The sequence below is a fragment of the Paraburkholderia ginsengiterrae genome (assembly GCF_001645125.1).
In the GTDB taxonomy this organism is placed as follows: domain Bacteria; phylum Pseudomonadota; class Gammaproteobacteria; order Burkholderiales; family Burkholderiaceae; genus Paraburkholderia; species Paraburkholderia ginsengiterrae.
On the sequence record NZ_LXKA01000371.1, the window covers coordinates 104,996 to 123,944 of the forward strand.

Annotated in this window: 12 protein-coding genes; 7 read left to right on the top strand and 5 right to left on the bottom strand. The window is 62.1% G+C overall.

Going from position 1 to position 18,949, the window contains the following annotated elements; genetic code table 11:
- Positions 1–118 precede the first annotated feature (118 nt).
- Entirely contained in the window at positions 119–1,603 is a 1,485-nt protein-coding gene (locus A6V37_RS35105; protein ID WP_064286830.1) for a sensor domain-containing diguanylate cyclase, read from the top strand.
- Positions 1,604–1,609: 6 nt separating this feature from the next.
- On the opposite strand, the gene A6V37_RS35110 is transcribed toward A6V37_RS35105, so the two are convergent.
- Entirely contained in the window at positions 1,610–2,572 is a 963-nt protein-coding gene (locus A6V37_RS35110) for an AraC family transcriptional regulator (protein ID WP_064272040.1), read from the bottom strand.
- Between the two features lie 318 nt (positions 2,573–2,890).
- On the opposite strand from A6V37_RS35110, the gene A6V37_RS35115 reads away from it, so the two are divergent.
- Both A6V37_RS35115 and A6V37_RS35120 read left to right on the top strand, forming a co-directional pair.
- Positions 2,891–3,943 carry an NAD(P)-dependent alcohol dehydrogenase gene (locus A6V37_RS35115; protein ID WP_064271905.1) on the top strand — a complete coding sequence of 351 codons (1,053 nt, stop codon included), beginning with the start codon at positions 2,891–2,893 and terminating at the stop codon, positions 3,941–3,943.
- 704 nt (positions 3,944–4,647) lie between these two features.
- Positions 4,648–5,604: a LysR family transcriptional regulator gene (locus A6V37_RS35120; protein ID WP_064271904.1), complete on the top strand. Its 957-nt coding sequence runs from the start codon at positions 4,648–4,650 to the stop codon at positions 5,602–5,604.
- Between the two features lie 40 nt (positions 5,605–5,644).
- Here the strand turns inward: A6V37_RS35120 and A6V37_RS35125 are convergent, their stop codons facing one another.
- Together A6V37_RS35125 and A6V37_RS35130 are read right to left on the bottom strand one after the other, a co-directional pair.
- On the bottom strand, positions 5,645–6,787 hold the full coding sequence (locus A6V37_RS35125; protein WP_064271903.1) for a nucleoside hydrolase: 1,143 nt from the start codon (positions 6,785–6,787) through the stop codon (positions 5,645–5,647).
- 231 nt (positions 6,788–7,018) lie between these two features.
- Positions 7,019–7,933 carry a hypothetical protein gene (locus A6V37_RS35130; RefSeq protein WP_064286831.1) on the bottom strand — a complete coding sequence of 305 codons (915 nt, stop codon included), beginning with the start codon at positions 7,931–7,933 and terminating at the stop codon, positions 7,019–7,021.
- A 124-nt stretch (positions 7,934–8,057) separates the two neighbouring features.
- On the opposite strand from A6V37_RS35130, the gene A6V37_RS35135 reads away from it, so the two are divergent.
- From A6V37_RS35135 to A6V37_RS35150, 4 genes are all read left to right on the top strand, one after another.
- A complete protein-coding gene (locus A6V37_RS35135) occupies positions 8,058–8,903 on the top strand; it encodes a M15 family metallopeptidase (RefSeq protein WP_064271901.1) in 846 nt (281 codons plus the stop codon).
- A gap of 250 nt (positions 8,904–9,153) precedes the next feature.
- Complete coding sequence (gene tssM / locus A6V37_RS35140) at positions 9,154–13,050, top strand: type VI secretion system membrane subunit TssM (protein WP_064286832.1); 3,897 nt, start codon at positions 9,154–9,156, stop codon at positions 13,048–13,050.
- The gene (tagF, locus tag A6V37_RS35145) at positions 13,047–14,039 is read left to right on the top strand and encodes a type VI secretion system-associated protein TagF (protein ID WP_064271899.1); all 993 of its coding nucleotides are present in this window, start codon (positions 13,047–13,049) and stop codon (positions 14,037–14,039) included. The genes tssM and tagF overlap by 4 nt, the downstream gene beginning before the upstream one ends.
- Positions 14,040–14,043: 4 nt before the next feature.
- Positions 14,044–15,000: an OmpA family protein gene (locus A6V37_RS35150; RefSeq protein ID WP_064271898.1), complete on the top strand. Its 957-nt coding sequence runs from the start codon at positions 14,044–14,046 to the stop codon at positions 14,998–15,000.
- 85 nt (positions 15,001–15,085) lie between these two features.
- Here the strand turns inward: A6V37_RS35150 and tssA are convergent, their stop codons facing one another.
- Both tssA and tssH read right to left on the bottom strand, forming a co-directional pair.
- Complete coding sequence (gene tssA, locus A6V37_RS35155) at positions 15,086–16,192, bottom strand: type VI secretion system protein TssA (RefSeq protein WP_064271897.1); 1,107 nt, start codon at positions 16,190–16,192, stop codon at positions 15,086–15,088.
- A gap of 65 nt (positions 16,193–16,257) precedes the next feature.
- The gene (gene tssH, locus A6V37_RS35160; protein WP_064271896.1) at positions 16,258–18,933 is read right to left on the bottom strand and encodes a type VI secretion system ATPase TssH; all 2,676 of its coding nucleotides are present in this window, start codon (positions 18,931–18,933) and stop codon (positions 16,258–16,260) included.
- Positions 18,934–18,949: the final 16 nt, after the last annotated feature.

Sequence of the window (18,949 nt, forward strand, 5' to 3'; positions counted from 1 at the left end):
CCGCCCGGCCGTTATCGTGTTGGATAGTCCGGCGCAACGATCATGCGCATCCGGTCTTTCTTTTCGGCCACAGCGCGACCCGCCTTAGAATAGCCGTACTTCCGACCCCGAGAACACCATGCTGGACATTCCCCCAAGCGCCCCCGCCCTCGCCAACGACGATTCCGAGATGTTCGAACTCGCGCCCGTCTCGCTCTGGCTCGAGGACTTCAGCGGCGTACGCGCACTGTTCGACGCATGGCGCGAAGAAGGCATTACCGATCTGCGTGCCCACTTCGCCGCCAATCCGGGCTGTGTTGCGGACTGCGCGCACAGCATCCGGGTCATCAAGGTCAATCAGAAGACGCTGACGCAATTCGAGGCGGCCGATTTCGAGGCGCTCAACGACAATCTCGCCTCGGTATTCCGCGACGACATGCTCAAGACGCACCTCGAAGAGCTATGTCAGTTGTGGGCGGGGCAATCGCACTTCACGAGCCAGACGGTCAACTACACGCTCGGCGGACGGCGGCTCGACGTGCTGCTCAAGGGCGCCGTGCTGCCCGGCCACGAAGCGCGCTGGGACCGCGTGCTGGTGTCCGTCGAGGACATCACCGAGATGGAAAAGGCGCGGCAGCGCGTGACGCTCGCGGAACAGTATGTGCGCGGCCTGTTCGAGCATTCGCCGGTGTCGCTCTGGGTGGAGGATTTCAGCGCGGTCAAGCGCCTGCTCGACGAAGCGCGCTCGGCCGGCATCAACGATTTCCGCGTGTTTACCGACGTGCATCCCGAGTTTGTCGAGCGCTGCATGCAGGAAATCCACGTGCTCGACGTGAACCAGCACACGCTCGACATGTTTGCGGCGAAAGACAAGAAGACACTGCTATCGCATCTCGCCGACGTGTTCCGCGACGATATGCGTCCGCATTTCCGCGAGCAGCTGATCGATCTTTGGGACGGCAAACTGTTCCAGCAGCGCGAAGTGCTCAACTATTCGCTCGACGGTAGCGAGGTGCACGTGCACCTGCAATTCTCCGTGCTGCCGGGTCACGAAAACAATTGGGATCTGGTGCTGGTCGCGCTCACCGATATCACCGCGCGCAAGAAGGCCGAAGCGTACCTCGAATTCCTCGGCAAGCATGACGTGCTGACCAAGCTGCGCAACCGCTCCTTCTATATGGACGAGCTGAACCGCCTGGAGCGCAAGGGTCCGTGGCCGGTGACGATCATCATGGCCGACCTGAACGGCTTGAAGCGCGTGAACGACCAGCTTGGCCACGCGGCGGGCGACGCGCTCCTGCGCCGCGCCGGTGAAGTGCTCGCCAAGGCGACCGAGACGCCGTTTCACGCGGCCCGCATTGGCGGCGATGAATTCGCGATCCTCATGCCCGATACGGATGAACGCGGCGGCACCGCGATGATCGAAGCGATCCACCAGCTGGTGGAGATGAACAACCAGTTTTATCCCGGTTCGCCGCTGAGTTTCTCGATGGGCGCCGCGACCTGCCAGCGCGGCGACCGGCTCGAAGCGGGCGTGCAGCGTGCCGATCTGCTGATGTACGAAGAAAAACGCGCGCACTACACGAACCAGCCGGTGAGCCAGGGCGACGCGGCCGGCGGCTGAAGCGGTTTATACCGCGGTGACGTAACGCGGCGCCGGCTTCTCCACGCGCGGCGCTTCGTGGACAGAACGCATGCGCTTGACCTCGTCGACCGGACTCAGGCCGAACAGGCGCTTGAACTCGCGGCTGAACTGCGATGCGCTTTCGTAACCCACGCGCGCCGCGGCCGCGCCCGCGTTCAACCCATCCTGCACCATCAGCACGCGCGCGTGATGCAAACGCGTGGTCTTCACATATTGCATCGGCGAGGTCGCCGTCACGGCCTTGAATTGCGCGTGAAACACGGCGAGGCTCATGCCCGCTTCGGCGGCGAGCGTGTCGACGTCGAGATCGCCGTGGTAGTCCGCGTGGATGCGCCGCAGTGCCTTCGCGATCCGGCCGAAATGATTCTGATGCGTGAGCGCCGCACGGATCGCATCGCCCTGCTCGCCGGTCAGCACGCGATAACAGATTTCGCGCACCACGCCCGGCGCGAGAATGCGCGCGTCGAGCGGCGAGGCCAACGCTTCCAGCAGACGCTGCACCGCGTTGCTCAGTGCGGGATCGAGCGGCGTCGAGTAGATGCCGACCGGTTCGTTCTGCGCGGCGCCCTGCGTTTCGTTCAACGCCATCAGCAGATCCGCCACCATGGTCAGATCGACGCGCACCGAGATGCCGAGGAACGGCGTCTCAGGACTCGCCTCGGTCTCGCATTCGAACGGCAGCGGCACGGAGAGTACGAGGTATTGCTGCGCGTCGTACTGAAACACCTGATCGCCGAGAAAGCCGCGCTTGCGCCCCTGGCAGACGATCACGATGCTCGGCTCGTACATCACAGGTATGCGCGGCATGGGGCGATTCGCGCGCAACAGCTTGACGCCTTCGAGACTCGATTGCGTCATGCCCGGATTAGGCGCGAGCGCGTCGAACAATTCGATCACACGCTGCTGGGCGGGATCGGCCAGAACGGCCTGAGCGGAATGGGTTGACATGACGGTATAGTGACGCGCAATAGAATAATGCTTGAAATTTAGCATCAAACAGCCTATCGCGCTCCTTCCCAGGAGATTTAGGCAAACCTTCAAGACATTCAGGTATTCCCGGGCTCCTGTTGCGCTCCTAAGATGGGAACCCTGCCGGATCACCTTTTTCCCCGCTGCGCAGGGCTCGGCTGCCCATTCTCCATCCGACGGATTCGTCAGCCACCGCACGCGCCGTGATCCCGGTCCATGACGAGGTTGGCGTGAACGGCGACATGCGTCGACTGCCGCCCGCGCCTTGCAACGTTACCTTCTTAGCTGGAGCTACCCATGAGCACGACTTACGCCTATGCAGCGACCGACGCCAGCGCGCCGCTCGCCCCGTTCGAAATCCAGCGCCGCGCACTGCGCGCCCATGACGTGCAGATGGAAGTTCTGTTTTGCGGTGTGTGCCATTCCGATTTGCATCAGGCGCGTAACGAGTGGAAGAACACGGTATTTCCGGTGGTGCCGGGACACGAAATTGTCGGCCGCGTTACCGCGGTGGGTCCGGACGTGACGAAGTACAAGGCAGGCGATCTGGTGGGCGTCGGCTGTCTGGTCGATTCGTGCCGCACGTGCGCGAGTTGCGAGGAAGGTCTCGAGCAGTTTTGCGAAAACGGCTTTGTGGGCACGTATAACGGTGTCGATCGCGTCGACGGTCAGCTTACGTACGGCGGCTATTCCACCCAACTCGTTGTAGACGAAGCATTCACGCTGCGCGTGCCGGAGAATCTCGACCCGGCCGCGGTTGCGCCATTGCTGTGCGCGGGCATCACGACGTATTCGCCGCTGCGCACATGGGGTGCGGGTCCTGGCAAAAAGGTCGGCATTGTCGGCCTTGGCGGCCTCGGGCATATGGGGGTGAAGCTGGCGCGGGCGATGGGCGCGCATGTCGTGTTGTTTACGACGTCGCCGTCGAAGATTGAGGATGCGAAGCGTCTTGGCGCGCATGAGGTGGTGATTTCGAAGAATGCGCAGGAGATGGAAGCGCATTCGAATAGTTTCGATTTCATTCTGAATACGGTTGCCGCGCAGCATGATCTGAATCCGTTTTTGAATCTGCTCAAGCGGGATGGGACGATGACGCTGGTGGGCGCGCCGGAGCATGATCATCCGTCGCCGCAGGTTTTCAATCTGATTTTCAAGCGGCGGAGGCTGGCGGGGTCGCTGATTGGCGGGATCGCCGAGACGCAGGAGATGCTGGATTTCTGCGGTGAGCATGGGATTACTTCTGATGTTGAGCTGATTGCCATGCAGGGGATTAATCAGGCTTATGAACGGATGCTTAAGGGGGATGTTAAGTATCGGTTTGTTGTTGATCTGGATTCCTTACGGAAGTAAGCTTTTTCTATCATTTTTTGTGTTGGCCTTCCTTGAATTCGCGGTGATCTATTAGCGTTGCCCCTGTGCGGGGCGGCACCTACTTTCTTTGCCGCGGCAAAGAAAGTAGGCAAAGAAAGCCGCTTCACACCGCAAATTCTTAAGCGGGTCCCCTGGCTTGGAGGGGGCAGTGGTGCATCTGGAATCGGTGCCCCCCGCACATTCAGCCGTGGTGACAAAGCCGTCATACTTCCCGCCTCGCGCTACGCGCTTGCCGGAAGGGTCCGCACGGAAAACTAGCGCGTTGCCTCTGCGCGGCGGAGCCGTCGGCTTCGCCTCGGCGACACGCTAAAAAAGCAGCAATCCCAAAGAAATACCGCGACGGCGCGCGCAGCGCCGCCGGAAGAATGACTGCCTTGTCACGAACGCGGAGTGTGCGAGGCGACGGATTCCAGATGTTCCACTGCCCCCTCCAAGCCAGGGGACCCGCTTAATGGTTAGCGGTGTGAAGCGGCTTTCTTTGCCTACTTTCTTTGCCGCGGCAAAGAAAGTAGGTGCCGCCCCGCACAGGGGCAACGCTAATAGACCACCGTGAATTCAAGGAAAGGCCAACACTACAAAACAGACCACCACGAATTCAAGAAAAGGCCAACACCATAAGAACACAGCCAAACCCGCCGCGCAGGCAAAAAACCGTAACCCCAAAACCCACAGGAGCACGAACCATGATCGACAGAATAACCGCCATGCGCACGTTCATCCGAATCGTGGACACGAACAGCTTCACCCGCGCGGCGGAATCATTAAACATTCCACGCGCGACAGCGACCACAACCGTCCAGAATCTGGAAGCCCTACTGGGCACAACCCTCCTAACCCGCACCACGCGGCGCCTGAGCATCACACCAGAAGGCGCAGCCTACTACGAACGCTGCGCACAAATCCTCGCCGACATCGACGAAATGGAAGCCAGCATCCGTCACGCGACCGACAACCTGACAGGCCGTCTGCGTATCGAAATGCCCGGTGCCGTAGCAAGCGCCATCGTCCTCCCCGCGTTGGACGATTTCCACGCCCGCTACCCCAACCTCGACCTGGCGATCGGCGTCAGCAATCGCACCGTCGATCTGGTATCCGAAGCAATCGACTGCAGCATCCAACTCGGCGAACTGCCGGACTCAAATCTGGTCGCACGGCAACTGGGCACGCTCGAACACGCGACCTGCGCAAGTCCGGCCTACCTGGCCCGCTACGGCACGCCCGCCAATCTCGACGATCTGCGTGGACACGCCGCGGTCAATTGCATGTCGCCCCACAACGGACGCGAAGTGGATTTCGATTTCGAAGTGGACGGCGAAGCGCGAAGCGTCAAGGTCGGCGGATTTGTCAAAGTCAGCGACGAACAGGCCTACCTCACCTGCGGACTGCAAGGCCTCGGCCTGATCCAGCCCGCCCGCATCGCCGCGCAACCGTTCCTCGACTCGGGACTGCTGCGCGAAGTGCTGCCGCAATGGAAACCCGTGCCAATGCCGGTGTCGATTGCGTATGTGAAAAATCGCCGCGTGTCGCCTCGGGTGAGGGCCTTCGTCGACTGGCTCGCGGAACTGTTCGAGAAAGCAGAGCACGTCGATCAGGATCTCTCGCGTGTCCGTCAGCTGCTGCGCGGCCTGCATCCCGCCTGAGGCGGGCTGGACGCAGGCGCGCAATACAGCCTGAACTACATCAGTTCGATAGCGTGACCGGCACCGGCCGTGTCAGCAGATCGACATAGAAATTGAAAAAATTCGGATTATCGAAGCGTTTCACAATGGTCATCTTCTGCAATCCCGCCGGCGGCGAACTCGCATAACCGGTAGCCTTGCCATCGTTGGCGCCGAAACTCATGTCCACATCCACCCACTCGTCCACCGTTTGCGTGGCAAACGAGGGATGCATCAGATAGGCAAGCGTGAGCGTGTCCCAGATGTTCGTCGTGTAGTTCGGGTTCGTCTCGAATCCATTCTTGCCGTCGTACCCATAACCGTTCAACGTCTTGAACAGTTGCGTAATGATGGTCTGCTTCGCCGGATCATGCGCGACGCGGTCGTAAAGCGCCTTGTCCATCTTCACGGTGTCCGTCACATCGAGCGGAATCACCACCTGTTTGATCGGCAGACGCAATACCGTTTTTGCGGCCTCCGGATCGAACCACCAGTTGAATTCCGCTGTCGGTGTGGTGTTGCCGGGCACGTCGATCGCTCCGCCCATGTAAATGATCTGCTTGATCAACGGCACGATCTCGGGGTGCTGACGAGTGGCCAGTGCAATATTGGTCAGCGGACCAATCGCCAGAATGGTCACCTCGCCGGGATACTGCTTCACCGAATCGACGATGAAATCCACCGCGCTCTTGCTCTGCACTTTGGTGTGCGTGGCAAAACCATCCGGCGGGGCCACGAGGTCACTGTCCGATTTCGGCTCGGGTGTGCTCCATGCGCCAAGATAGCCGTCGCCGCCAGGGAATTTCTTCAATTCGGCCTGAATGGTGGAGAAATCGTGAGACAACGCATAGTTGGCGCCGGCATACACACCAATCTCTTTCTCAACGCCCAGACGTTCGACCGATTTCAACGCGTCAGACACACCCTGCTTCAACCATTGGTTGCCCGACACCACCGTAATGCCCAACTCTTTCAGCGAGCCCTGCGCCTGTAATTGCGCGGCCATGACACCGAGCTGGCCGTCGTCGCTCAACGTGTTGTAGTCGCTGTCGATAATGACTTTGGGAGGATCTTGAGCCGTGATCTCGCTGCCGCCACACGCCGACAGCGTCGAGAGCGCCATCACGCTCGCCACGCACGTCATTGCCACGAAGAGTCGCTTCACTGATATCTCCTTTTTTATATTGCTGTACCGGACGAAAGTCCAGGGTGGCCATCTCCCTGCACGAATACGCGCAATGCCCGGTTTTGTTGACGGAACACGTGCGCCTGGAATGGCGCGCAGAGCAAGCGGCGAGCCGCAACGGGACGAAGCCCATTGCGGCCGATAACGCTCGTGGAAGGCACTAGCCGAACGGTTCGCGCGCCGCAGTAACCGGACGCGCCAAGCTGGACACTACTGTGGACGAGCCGGCGTCGCCGACCCAGGACATGCCGGATCCTTACCCCAATGGCCGTCGCACACACGCCAGCGGCACAACTGGTCTTCGAAAAAGCCGCGCTGTCCGCACTCCTTGACGCGCTCGGCGAGTTTGGCATCACCCGTTGTCGATGCGCTGACCTTGGTGGCGACGTTGCCGCTGGCGGTTTTAGTCTCCGCCGGTTTGGTCCGTGCGACGAGCGCCGCCAATAGATCGGCATCCGAATCATCTTTTGCAGCAGTGCCGCTCGGGCGCGTTTTCTTCGCCTGAGCGACCGCTGTCGGCGCGCTTGCGTGGTGACTGCTGGCGGTTGCGCTTTCCTTCTTGCCGTGCTTGTCTCTCGCTGCAACCGCCGTCGCGGCTTTGCCATGCTTCGCCGCCGGCACGGTGACCGCCGAAGCGGACGTTGCGGACGCAACAGGTGCAGGTGCGCTGCTCGGCTCGGCGCCGTCGGCGAGCGCACGCGACAGGCGGCTCTCGTCGCCACTCACGGATCCCGACGCGGCCTTGCTGTCGGAATCGTCCGCCACGATCGTCGCCGCTTGCGACGACGCCGGAGCCGGCGCCTCCGCTTTTGCCGCAACCTGCGGCACGGCACTCGCTGCAGCCGCAGCCATGGCTGGCTTCTCGACGCTGGCCGAGGTAGCCGATGCCAACGACTCGCTCTGCCCACGCTGCTGCAAATGCCAGGCGCCCCAGCCGCCTGCCGCGATAACGAGCAAGGCGATCAGCGCAAGCGGAGCTTTGGACCGGCGTGGCTTTTCCGTAGGCGGCGCGACGCGGCCTTCGAGGTTTGCAAGAATTCGCGAACCATTGCCATCAGTGCCCTTAGCCTTATCGGATAGCAGGCTAGGCGGGACTTTGGAATTCGAACTTTCCGGCGCACTCATTCACTGTCTCATTGAATCCTGGATTATTTCGCCGTGATAATACGTTCTGGCTCATCTTCGAGCAGGCCTGATTCTAAGAGCAAGCATTACAAAATACAATTGTTTCCAATTTCCGGGGTCGCCTTTGATTGCCGTAGTCCTTCTCGCTTATTTCGCCGTCGCGGTCCTGATCGCCGCAATGCTGCTATTGCCGGCTGTACGCGCCTCTTTATTGGGCGCGGCACTCACTATTCACGGACGATTTATGCGCGGGGCATCGCGCGGCGCATCTCGTGCTCGCGGTCAATTAACTCGCTCGGCAAAAATTTCGCAATCAGCCGCAGTGGATATGCAAAAGTTACTGATTAAGCGGCGCTTGCTGATTTTCACTACGACAGGTATTCTTGCGACGCCGCCATTGGTGGCATTGGTATTACGCGGCAGGCAATTATTCCAATTCGATGACACCGCTCGGGTTCCGGACGAGAAAATTGCTGCGTTATTGAACGGCGAACAGCTCGTACCCCCGCCGCCGCTACCGCCCGAGGTGTTCGCAACGCAGGAAGTCGAGCAGATTCGGCCCGCGCTTAAAGACGCGAGCCGCGACTGGAATTTGCTCGATGCCGATTTCAGAACCCGTTTGCTGCTCGTCTACAAAATCATGCACGAGCAATACGGATATGAAATGGCTTTGCTGGAAGGTTATCGCAGTCCGGAGCGGCAAAACCGGCTTGCGCAAATGGGGGGTAACGTCACCAATGCCGCAGCGTTTCAAAGCTATCACCAATACGGCCTTGCCGCGGACAACGCGTTTTTGCGTGACGGCAAGCTCGTCATTTCAGAAAAAGATCCCTGGGCCATGCGAGGTTATCAGTTATACGGGCAGACAGCCGAACAGGTAGGTCTGACGTGGGGTGGCCGCTGGAAATTGATGGATCTTGGGCATGTTGAGTATCACAAACCCGGCTTCGTCATCGGGCGCGCTCATTAAGGTGAGGCGGGTAGTAATGAGGTCGGCAATGGGGCATTCAAGCAAATTTTCTGGCGAAACGCGGCAATGCCGCGCGCATAACGGCGTTGATCCCGATACCGTCATGGCGACCCGTTATTATGGATTTAACAATTCGGCCGAATTTCCATTCTTTTGAATATGCTTTCGTTTTGTTTCAAACGCAGCACACGCGCCATGCTGTCTGCCACGCCACGCGCCACAACACCTATTACCAAGACCTGAACGGCTTATGCGACGCATCCTCAACGTGTTGACCCACACACGCACGCTCTCGATCATCGGCCTGCTCGCGCTCGCTGCTGTTTTATTCATCGGCGCCGATACCTTGCAGATCGACCTGATGTGGCCCGCCATCGTGCTCGGCACGGTGATCGCGCTATGGCTGCTGGTCTGGCTGGTGCGCCGCCTGCGCACGCGGAGCGCGAACCGCAAGCTCGGCGACATGCTCGAACAGCAAGCTGAGCAGCAAACCGAGGCCGGCCCGGCGCCCACTCTCGCGCGCCAGGCCGAACTCGACGTATTGCGCACGCGCCTTGTCGACGCCGTGAAGACCATCAAGACCTCGAAGATCGGCCAGGTCTCGGGCGGCTCGGCGCTGTATGAACTGCCGTGGTACATCGTGATCGGCAACCCCGCCGCCGGCAAGAGCAGCGCGGTGCTGAATTCGGGCTTGCAATTCCCCTTCGCCGACAAGAACAACGCGGTGATTCACGGCATTGGCGGCACGCGTAACTGTGACTGGTTCTTCACGACGGAAGGCATTCTGCTCGACACCGCCGGGCGCTACTCCGTGCACGAAGAGGACCGCACGGAATGGCTCGGCTTTCTCGGCCTGCTCAAGCGTTTCCGGCCGAAGGCGCCGATCAACGGCATCATCGTCACGGCCAGCATTGCCGAGTTGACCAGCAGCAAGCCCGAGTTCGCGATCAATCTCGCGAAAAATCTTCGCCAGCGCGTGCAGGAGCTGACCGAGAAACTCGAAGTGTTCGCGCCGGTGTACGTGATGTTCACCAAGGCCGACCTGATTACCGGCTTCACCGAATTCTTCAGCGGCAGCGACCGCCAGGAATTTGACCGCGTGTGGGGAGCCACCCTGCCCTACGAACCCGATGAGAAGCGCGACGTGGTCGGCCTGTTCGACGAGCGTTTCGAAGAACTGTACGACGGCCTGAAAGAAATCAGCGTCGCGCAGATGTCGATCAACCGCGGCAACAAGCTCTCGCCAGGCCAACTGAGCTTTCCGCTCGAATTCTCGACCATCAAGCCCGCGTTGCGCGCGTTTCTCGCCACGCTGTTCGAGACCAACCCGTTCCAGTACAAGCCGATTTTTCGCGGCTTCTACTTCACCAGCGCCTTGCAGGAAGGCGAAACCAATAGCGCGGCGGCCACGCGCATCGCGAATCGTTTTGGCCTGAGCGCGGACAGCCTGCCCAAGCCGCATAGCGCGTTCTCGAAGAACGGTTTTTTCCTGCGTGATCTGTTCTCGAAGGTCATCTTTGCCGACCGGCAAACGGTCAGGCAATTCGCCAGCCCTGCCAAGACGCGCATGCGCTATGCAACCTTCTTCGGTTTCGTGGCAGTGCTTGCGTTGGCGCTCGGCGGCTGGACCTGGTCGACGGTCAACAACGAACAGCTCACGGCCAACGTGAAGGCCGACCTCGACAACGTGGTGCGCCTGCAGCAGAACCGCAACGACCTGCAATCGCGCCTGCAGGCCATGGACGTGCTCGAGGACCGCATCGACCAGCTCGAGCAGTTCCGCCGCGACCGGCCGCTCGCCGTGTCGCTTGGCCTTTATCAGGGCGACCGCCTCGAACAGCGCCTGCTCACCGAGTACTACAACGGCGTGCGTCAGATCCTGCTCGACCCGGTTTCGCAGAATCTCGCGTCGTTCCTGAAAGACGTCAACGCGCATCCCGATCAGCTCGCGCCGTTGAACCGTACGCCGGACGCCGCCGCCATGCCGGTGTCCGCGCATTCGGCGATGGCGGCGAACAGCCAGGGCGGCCTGTATAGCGATGCCTCGCCGACCAACGTCGAAGACGCGTATAACGCGCTCAAGACCTATCTGATGCTGGGCGACAAGCGTCACGTGGAAACGGCCCACCTCACCGACCAGGTGGCCCGCTTCTGGCGCGGCTGGCTCGAAACGAATCGCGGCAACATGCCCCGCGACGAGATGATCCGCAGCGCCGAACGCATGATTACGTTCTACCTCTCGCGCGTGTCGGACGACGACTGGCCGATGATCGACCAGAACCTCGGCCTCGTCGACCAGACACGTGAAAATCTGCGCCGCGTGGTGCGTGGCATGCCGGCACGTCAGCGCGTCTACGAAGAAATCAAGGCGCGTGCCTCGACCCGTTTCGCGCCGATGACGATTGCGCGCATCGTCGGCGAAAACAATACGGCGCTGGTGGCAGGCAGCTATGCGATCCCCGGCACCTTCACGCGTGAGGCCTGGTTCCAGTATGTGCAGCCCGCGATTCGCGACGCCGCCACCAAGGAACTGCAGGCGAAGGACTGGGTGCTCAACACGTCCGCACACGACGATCTGACGCTGGAAGGCAGCCCCGAGCAGATCCAGAAGGCGCTCGTCACGATGTACAAGACCGAGTACGCGATGCACTGGCAGAAGTTCATGCAGGGCATTGCGGTGCAGAGCTTCGGCAGCTTCGGCCAGGCCGTGGACGCGATGAACCGTCTGGGCGATCCGCAGGATTCGCCGATCCGCAAGGTGCTCGAAACCGCGTACGACCAGACTTCGTGGGACAACCCGTCGCTCTTCAATGCGAACCTGAAGCGCGCGCAAACCGGTGTCACCAGCTGGTTCAAGAACTGGTTCTCGCGCGCGCCGACCGGCCAGCTCAACGCGAACATCGACATCAACGGCAATCCGGTTGAAATGCCGATGGGTCCGATCGGCCAGGAGTTTTCTGCGCTGGGCCGCATTGTCGTCACCGGCGACAACGGTTCGATGCTCAAAGGCTATATGGACACGCTGTCGAAAGTCCGCACCCGCTTCAACGTCATCAAGAATCAGGGTGATCCGGGACCGGGCGCGCGTCAGCTGATGCAGCAGACGCTCGACGGCAGCGGCTCCGAACTCGCCGATTCGCTGAAGTACGTCGACGAACAGATGCTCACGGGCCTCACCGACTCGCAGCGCAAGGCTCTGCGTCCGCTGCTGGTGCGTCCGCTGATGGCCGCGTATGCGGTGGTGATCCAGCCCGCCAGCGTCGAAGTCAACAAGGTGTGGAACGCGCAGGTCTACCAGACCTTCCAGGGTTCGCTCGCGAACAAGTATCCGTTCGCCAGCGACGCCAAGGTCGAAGCCGGCGCCGGCGAGATCGCCCAGGTGTTTGGCCCGGATGGCGCGATCGCCAAGTTTGTCGGCACCACGCTCGGACCGCTCGCGGTGCGTCGCGGCGACACACTGACGGCACGCACTTGGGGTGATATGGGGCTCGCGCTCACGCCTGACTTCACCAGTGGCTTCGCGCGCTGGGTGGCGCCGCTTGCCGGCGGTGCGGCAGGCAGCGCGGCGGGCCAGAGTTCGTCCGAGCCGCAGACCGTGTTCCAGATCCTGCCGCAGCCGAGCAGCGGCACGACGGAATACACGCTGGCGATCGACGGTCAGCAAATGCGCTACCGCAATACGCCGCCGCAATGGACCAACTTCGTGTGGCCGAATCCGTCGGGTTCGCCGGGCGCCACCTTGAACGCGACGACCTTCGACGGGCGCACGCTGCAACTGGTCAACGAACCGGGCCGCTACGGTCTGGAGAAGCTGATCAACTCGGCGCAACGCAAGCGCCGCCCGGACGGCACCTTCGATCTGTCGTGGACGCAGGGCAACGTGACGGTGGCGGTCAGCATGCGCATCATCAGCACGTCGCAGGCTTCGAGCGGCAGCAGCGATGCGCCACAACAACAGAGCCTGCGCGGCTTGCGGCTGCCGTCTTCGGTGGCGGACGTGAGCGCGGCGGCGAATTCGGTCAACGCGACAGCCGCGGGCGCACCGGGCGCCGTGCCCGCGCAAGCGCCGGCGATTGCGCCGGCTTCACCAGCGGTACGGCCGGCCACGGCCGCCGCCGCGGTTTCGAACACAGGGGGTGCGCAATGACGCAAACCGTGCAGGCGCAAGTCGCCTACTTCGGCAAGATCCCGTCGCGCGGCGACTTTGTGAAGAGCGCGCACAATCCGCAGTTGCTGGCCACGCTCGACCGCTGGATTGCGGAAGCCATGAAGCTGCTCACCGACGACCCGCGCTGGAAGATCGTCTACGAAAACGCCAAGCCGATGCACTTTGCGTTCCTCGGCTCGCGCAGCAGGCTGGCGATCGCTGGACACATGGTGGCGAGTCAGGATCAGTCGTCGCGGCGTTTTCCGTTTCTTGCCGCAACCGCGCTCGAAGTCGAAAAGCCGCTCACGTTCCTCGCGCACAGTCCGCTTGCCTTCGCGCGCCTGTGGTCACGCGTCGCGACGCAGATGAAACCGCTGCTGGGTGCGAGCGAGCCACCCGGCGCATTGCAGGCGCTCGGCGAAACGCAGGTGCCGATCGAGATCGGCGGCGGCCCCGGCAATCCGCACGACGGCACCTTCAACGATTTCGTCGAGCATCAGACGCTCTCGGGTCTCGAACAGATGCTGCTCGCGAGCGGCCACCCGGTGCGCCTGCGTGGCGCGATGCTGGCGCTCGGCTCGCTGCTGCGTCCGGTGATGCAAAGCGGTTCGTCGCATCTCGAACGCGGGCTGACCTTGCCGTTGCCGAACGATCCGTTCTACCGCAGCCTGGTTGCCGCATTCTGGCTCGAACTGATCGCGCCGTTCGTCGCGCAGGCGGATTTCGAACTGGCGATTTTCATCGGCACGATCGCCGAGCGCGAGCGGCTCATCATCGGCTTTAACGGCGCGTCGGCCAAAACGCTGCATAGCGTGGTCGATCCGCAGACCTACGCGGCACACAACATCGATATCGACGACCCCGAGTGGATCGACGAACACGCACAGAACGATCATGGCATCAGCAAGCTCGTCAGCTACCTCGACCAACCGCAACTGTCGCTGCGCGTCAGCATCGACACGTTCCGCGAAGCATTCACGGGAGCGTGACACGATGCTGAATACCTCCGCCCGCATGGCCGTGTTGCTCACGGGCCTTCTGGTCAGCGTCTGCGCGCATGCCGACAACGACGGTCCCGCGCGCGTCACGCCGGTCGACAACAGCGGCATGTCGATTCGTACCACCGTCCTGCCGCCGGCTTCGTCCGCGCAGGCGGGCAATGCCGGCCCCGCGGTGAATCAGGCGGGACTCGCGAGCAGCACGACCGGCGCCGGCACCGGCGCGATCACGGCGGCGCCCCCGCCCGCCAACGCCACACCGGGCCAGGTGGTGGTCGGCGGCAAGGTGCCGGATGAAGCGACCAAGGCGGCCGTGCTCGCGCGTCTGCGCGATACGTACGGCGCGGCCAACGTCGTCGATCAGATCGAAGTCGCCGACGTGGCGACGCCGCCGAACTGGTCGGCCAACGTGCAGAAGCTGATCGGCCCGCAACTGAAGCAGATCAGCAAAGGCCAGTTGAAAATCGACGGCACGCAGATCGACGTGAAGGGCGAAGTGCACAACGAATCGCAGCGTCAGCAGCTTGCAAGCGACATGGCGAACGCGTTGAACCCAACCTACACGATCAGGAACGGCCTGCGCGTGAGCACGTCGGAGCAAGGGCTGCTCGACCAGACGCTCGCGAACCGCACGATTGAATTCGAAACCGGCAGCGCGACGCTCACGCCGCAAGGCCGCGCGATTCTCGACCAGATGGCCGCCGCCATGGCAAAAATGACGACCAGGACCGTCGCGATCATCGGGCACACCGACAACTCGGGCAATCGCACGTCGAATATCGCATTGAGCCAGGCACGCGCGGATGCGGTGAAGGGTTATCTGGTCGCCAAGGGTATTCCGCCGCAACAGATGACGACGACCGGCGTCGGCCCGGATCAGCCGATCGCATCGAATGACTCGGCCGACGGCCGGGCGCGGAACCGGCGCATCGAGTTTCGTGCGGGCTCCTGAGTTGTTGGTCACGTAGCGCACATAAAAAAGCCTGACCTCGGTGGTGACCGAGGTCAGGCTTTTCGCTTTCTAGCCGACGCCTGTTTTAGCTGCTCTCTTCCGGCTTCACGCCTAGCAACTCGCGAATATGCGCGAGCGACCCATCGTCTTTCACCACCATCGAAAGCCATTGATGCAATGGCATGTCCGCGGCTTCTGCAGCCTTGTCAGCAAAATAGGCCGCCGGATTATGGGGCTCGGTGGCGCGAAAGAATTTGGCGACCGCCCGTAATTGCGCGACGGCCTGTGCACGGCTCTGAATTCCCGCGATCGGGCTGGTGGGCATGCTCGTCAACACGGGTTCCTCGCGTTGCTGTGAGGTCTTGAAGGTGGGCTCGGCCCGTTCGTGCGGGTCCGGCGCGGGCGTTTGCGCGGGCGGCGGCGCATCCGCGTTCACGCCCAGTTCGCGCGCGAAGCGCTCGGCCAACCGATAGACGCTTTGATACGCGTCCTTCGCCTGACGGAAGCTTGGCGCCGAGTCCGCGGCGCGCCGGTCCAGCTCCTGTTCAAGCGCGAGCATCGCGGCCTCGAATGCCTTCAGATCGATCAGCAATGCCGAGTAAAACGCCGGTGCTGTGGCACGCTTCGACGCCTCGATCTGATCAATCGAGGGTTTGCCTCGCGCAATGTCGTCGGCATGATCCGGGTCGCGCTTGACGGCTTGCGCGACATGCGTGGCCACATCCCAATCGATCGTGCTATACGAACTGCCTGGCGATGACGTAAGCGGCATGGCGCGCAGCAGCTCACCCGTGCGCCCGACCAGCCACGCGACGTTACCGAGGCGGTACTCGGTGTCGTCGCCTTCCGGCAGCGGATGCACGTGATCCCAGTAACGCTCGCAGAGGCCCGTGAGCAACGCAAAACCTTGCGTGAGGCCGCCAATGCCTTCTTCGATCGCGAGAGCTTCGGTGAGCCAGACGGCCAGGCGCAAATCCTTGGTCTGCGTTTGCAGCAGGCTGCCCGAGCGCTCGACGACAAAGGACCAGTCGGCCTCCTTGACATCCGTGACCCATTCGCCCTGATCCAGCGACGGGTCTTCGAATCGGCGCGCATGCAGGATGGCGTCGAAGTCGGCGGAAAACAGCAGATCCTCGCCGCAGGACGAGGTTTCGCTGAGCGGCGCCAGCAGCGTGTTCAGGTTAATCGGCATGACTGAATGCGATAAGGGTTCGATACGTCATTAAAAAAGATAGGCGAACGCGTGGGCGCGTCCGCTCACACCACGCTGTAGTCGAACTCACCCGCCTCGCTCGCGCGCACCGAAATGCGTTCGATCGCGGCGCCGTTCGCCACGCGCTCCAGCACCTGCTGCGCCACCTCGGGCAACAGCGTGCCATTCAGAATGTGATCCACGTTGCGCGCGCCGGAATCCACTTCCGTGCAGCGCGCGAGCACCGCATCGACCAGCGACTCGTCCCACTCGAACACCGCCTTATGATTCGACTCGATGCGGCGGCGAATCCGCTCGAGCTTCAGCTCGATGATGTCGGCGAGCACGTCGTCGGAAATCGGGTAGTACGGCACCACCTTCATACGGCCAAGGAACGCCGGTTTGAACGCTTTGTACAGCTGCGGGCGCAGGGTCTCGGCAAGTTCGTCCGCGTCCGGCAACTCTTCGGCGCTCTTGTTCAGACAGGCTTGCATCACCGCCTGCGAGCCAACGTTCGAGGTCAGAATGATCAACGTATTGCGGAAATCGATCTCGCGGCCTTCGGCGTCGTCCATTGTGCCTTTGTCGAAGACCTGGAAGAACATTTCAAGCACGTCGGGGTGGGCCTTTTCGACTTCGTCGAGCAGCACGACCGAATACGGATTGCGACGCACGGCTTCGGTCAGCACGCCGCCTTCGCCGTAACCGACATAGCCCGGCGGCGAGCCTTTCAGTCCGGAGACGCTGTGCGCTTCCTGATACTCGCTCATGTTGATCGTGACCATCTTGCGCTCGCCGCCATAAAGCACATCGGCCAGCGCCAATGCGGTTTCGGTCTTGCCGACGCCCGACGGCCCGACGAACATGAACACGCCGCGCGGCTTGTTCGGGTCTTCGAGATTCGCGCTGGCGGTACGCACACGCTGCGCGATCGCGTCGAGCGCGTGATCCTGGCCGATCACGCGCGCGGCCAGCAGCGACTGCAGATTCAACACGGTCTGAATCTCGTCCTTGACCATACGGCCAAGCGGAATGCCGGTCCACGAAGCAACGATTTCAGCGACCACGTGGCCGTCGACCTGCAACGGGACCATCGGCTGGCCGCCTTGCAACGTCTGCAATTCGGCCACGCGCGCCGCGAGCATTTCGCGCGCCTGCTGTGCCCTCCCCGCTTGCTCTGCATCGGCACTGCTGACACGCGCGGCGTCGATCTCCGAGCGCAAGCCGACTATCTCCGTCACCAGCGCACGCTCCTTGTCGTAGCGCACTTCATCTTCCGCGAGATTCTTGAGGTCTTCTTCGCGCAGGCCGCGCAACTCGCCGAGCCGCTCGTCGTGCAGCGCGCCGCTCGCTACCTCGCGTTCCAGCGCGGCGATCTCCGCGTCGATGCGCTCGAGGCGTTTCTTCGTATCGTCGATGGCGGCGGGTGTGGAACTGTGCGCCAGCGCGACTTTCGCGCACGCGGTGTCGAGCACGCTGATCGCCTTGTCGGGCAGTTGCCGGCCGCTAATGTAGCGATGCGACAGGCGCACCGCTTCGGTGATCGCGTCGTCGAGCACGCGGACGTTGAAGTGCTTTTCCATCAGCGCGGCCATGCCGCGCAGCATGGCCGCCGCGAGCGTCTCGCTCGGCTCCTCGATCTTCACGACCTGAAAACGCCGCGCGAGTGCCGCGTCTTTCTCGAAGTACTTCTTGTACTCGCTCCACGTGGTGGCCGCGATCGTGCGCAATTCGCCGCGCGCCAGCGCCGGCTTCAACAGGTTCGCCGCATCGTTCTGCCCGGCCTGGCCGCCTGCGCCGATGATGGTGTGCGCTTCGTCGATAAACAGAATGATCGGATGCGGGCTCTTCTTCACCTCGTCGATCACGTTCTTCAGGCGGTTCTCGAATTCGCCTTTCACGCTCGCGCCCGCTTGCAGCAGCCCCATATCGAGCACGTGCAGCGCCACGCCTTTCAGGGGCGCGGGAACGTCGTCCGCGGCAATGCGCAGCGCGAGCCCTTCGACCACCGCTGTCTTACCAACCCCCGCTTCGCCGGTCATGATCGGATTGTTCTGCCGGCGGCGCATCAGAATGTCGATGGTCTGGCGGATCTCGCCTTCGCGGCCGATCACCGGGTCGATCTTGCCTTCGCGCGCGCGCTGCGTGAGATTGCTGGTGTACGTATCGAGCGCCGGCGTTTTCGACGGCCCGCCCGGCGCGGCGTCGGTCTCCAGTGGATCAGCCGCGCCCTGCGCATCGTTTTGCGCCGCCGTGCTGCGCTCGACTTCGCGCGAGCCCGCCGTCAGTTCGTCGAACTTGTGCTTCAGGTCGGTCACGCGCACTTCGCGCAGTAACGGCGACATACGCTCGGCGAATTGCGCGAGATCCGGCGCGGTCAGCAGCGCCAGCAGCAAATGCCCGGAGCGAATCCGTCCGATCTGCGAATCGAGCGAGGCAATCAGCCACGCTTGTTCAAGCAGTTCAATCAGATGCTTCGAGAATACCGGCGTGCGCGTATTGCCGGTCTTCAGGCGCTGCAATTCGCGTTCGATATCCGCCCGCAACGCGTGCACGTCGATCCTGCTTGCGCGCAGCACCAGCGCGACATCGCTCGCCGGTTCGTCCAGCAGCGCCAGCAGCAGATGCTCGAGGTCGACCTCGTAGTGACCACGCGCCAGACAGTTGTTCGCCGCCAGCAAAGCCGCCTGCCGGCAGGTCGGATTCAGTTTGGCGATCAGGGTATTGAGGGACGTGCTCATGTCGTGCGATCCGGGT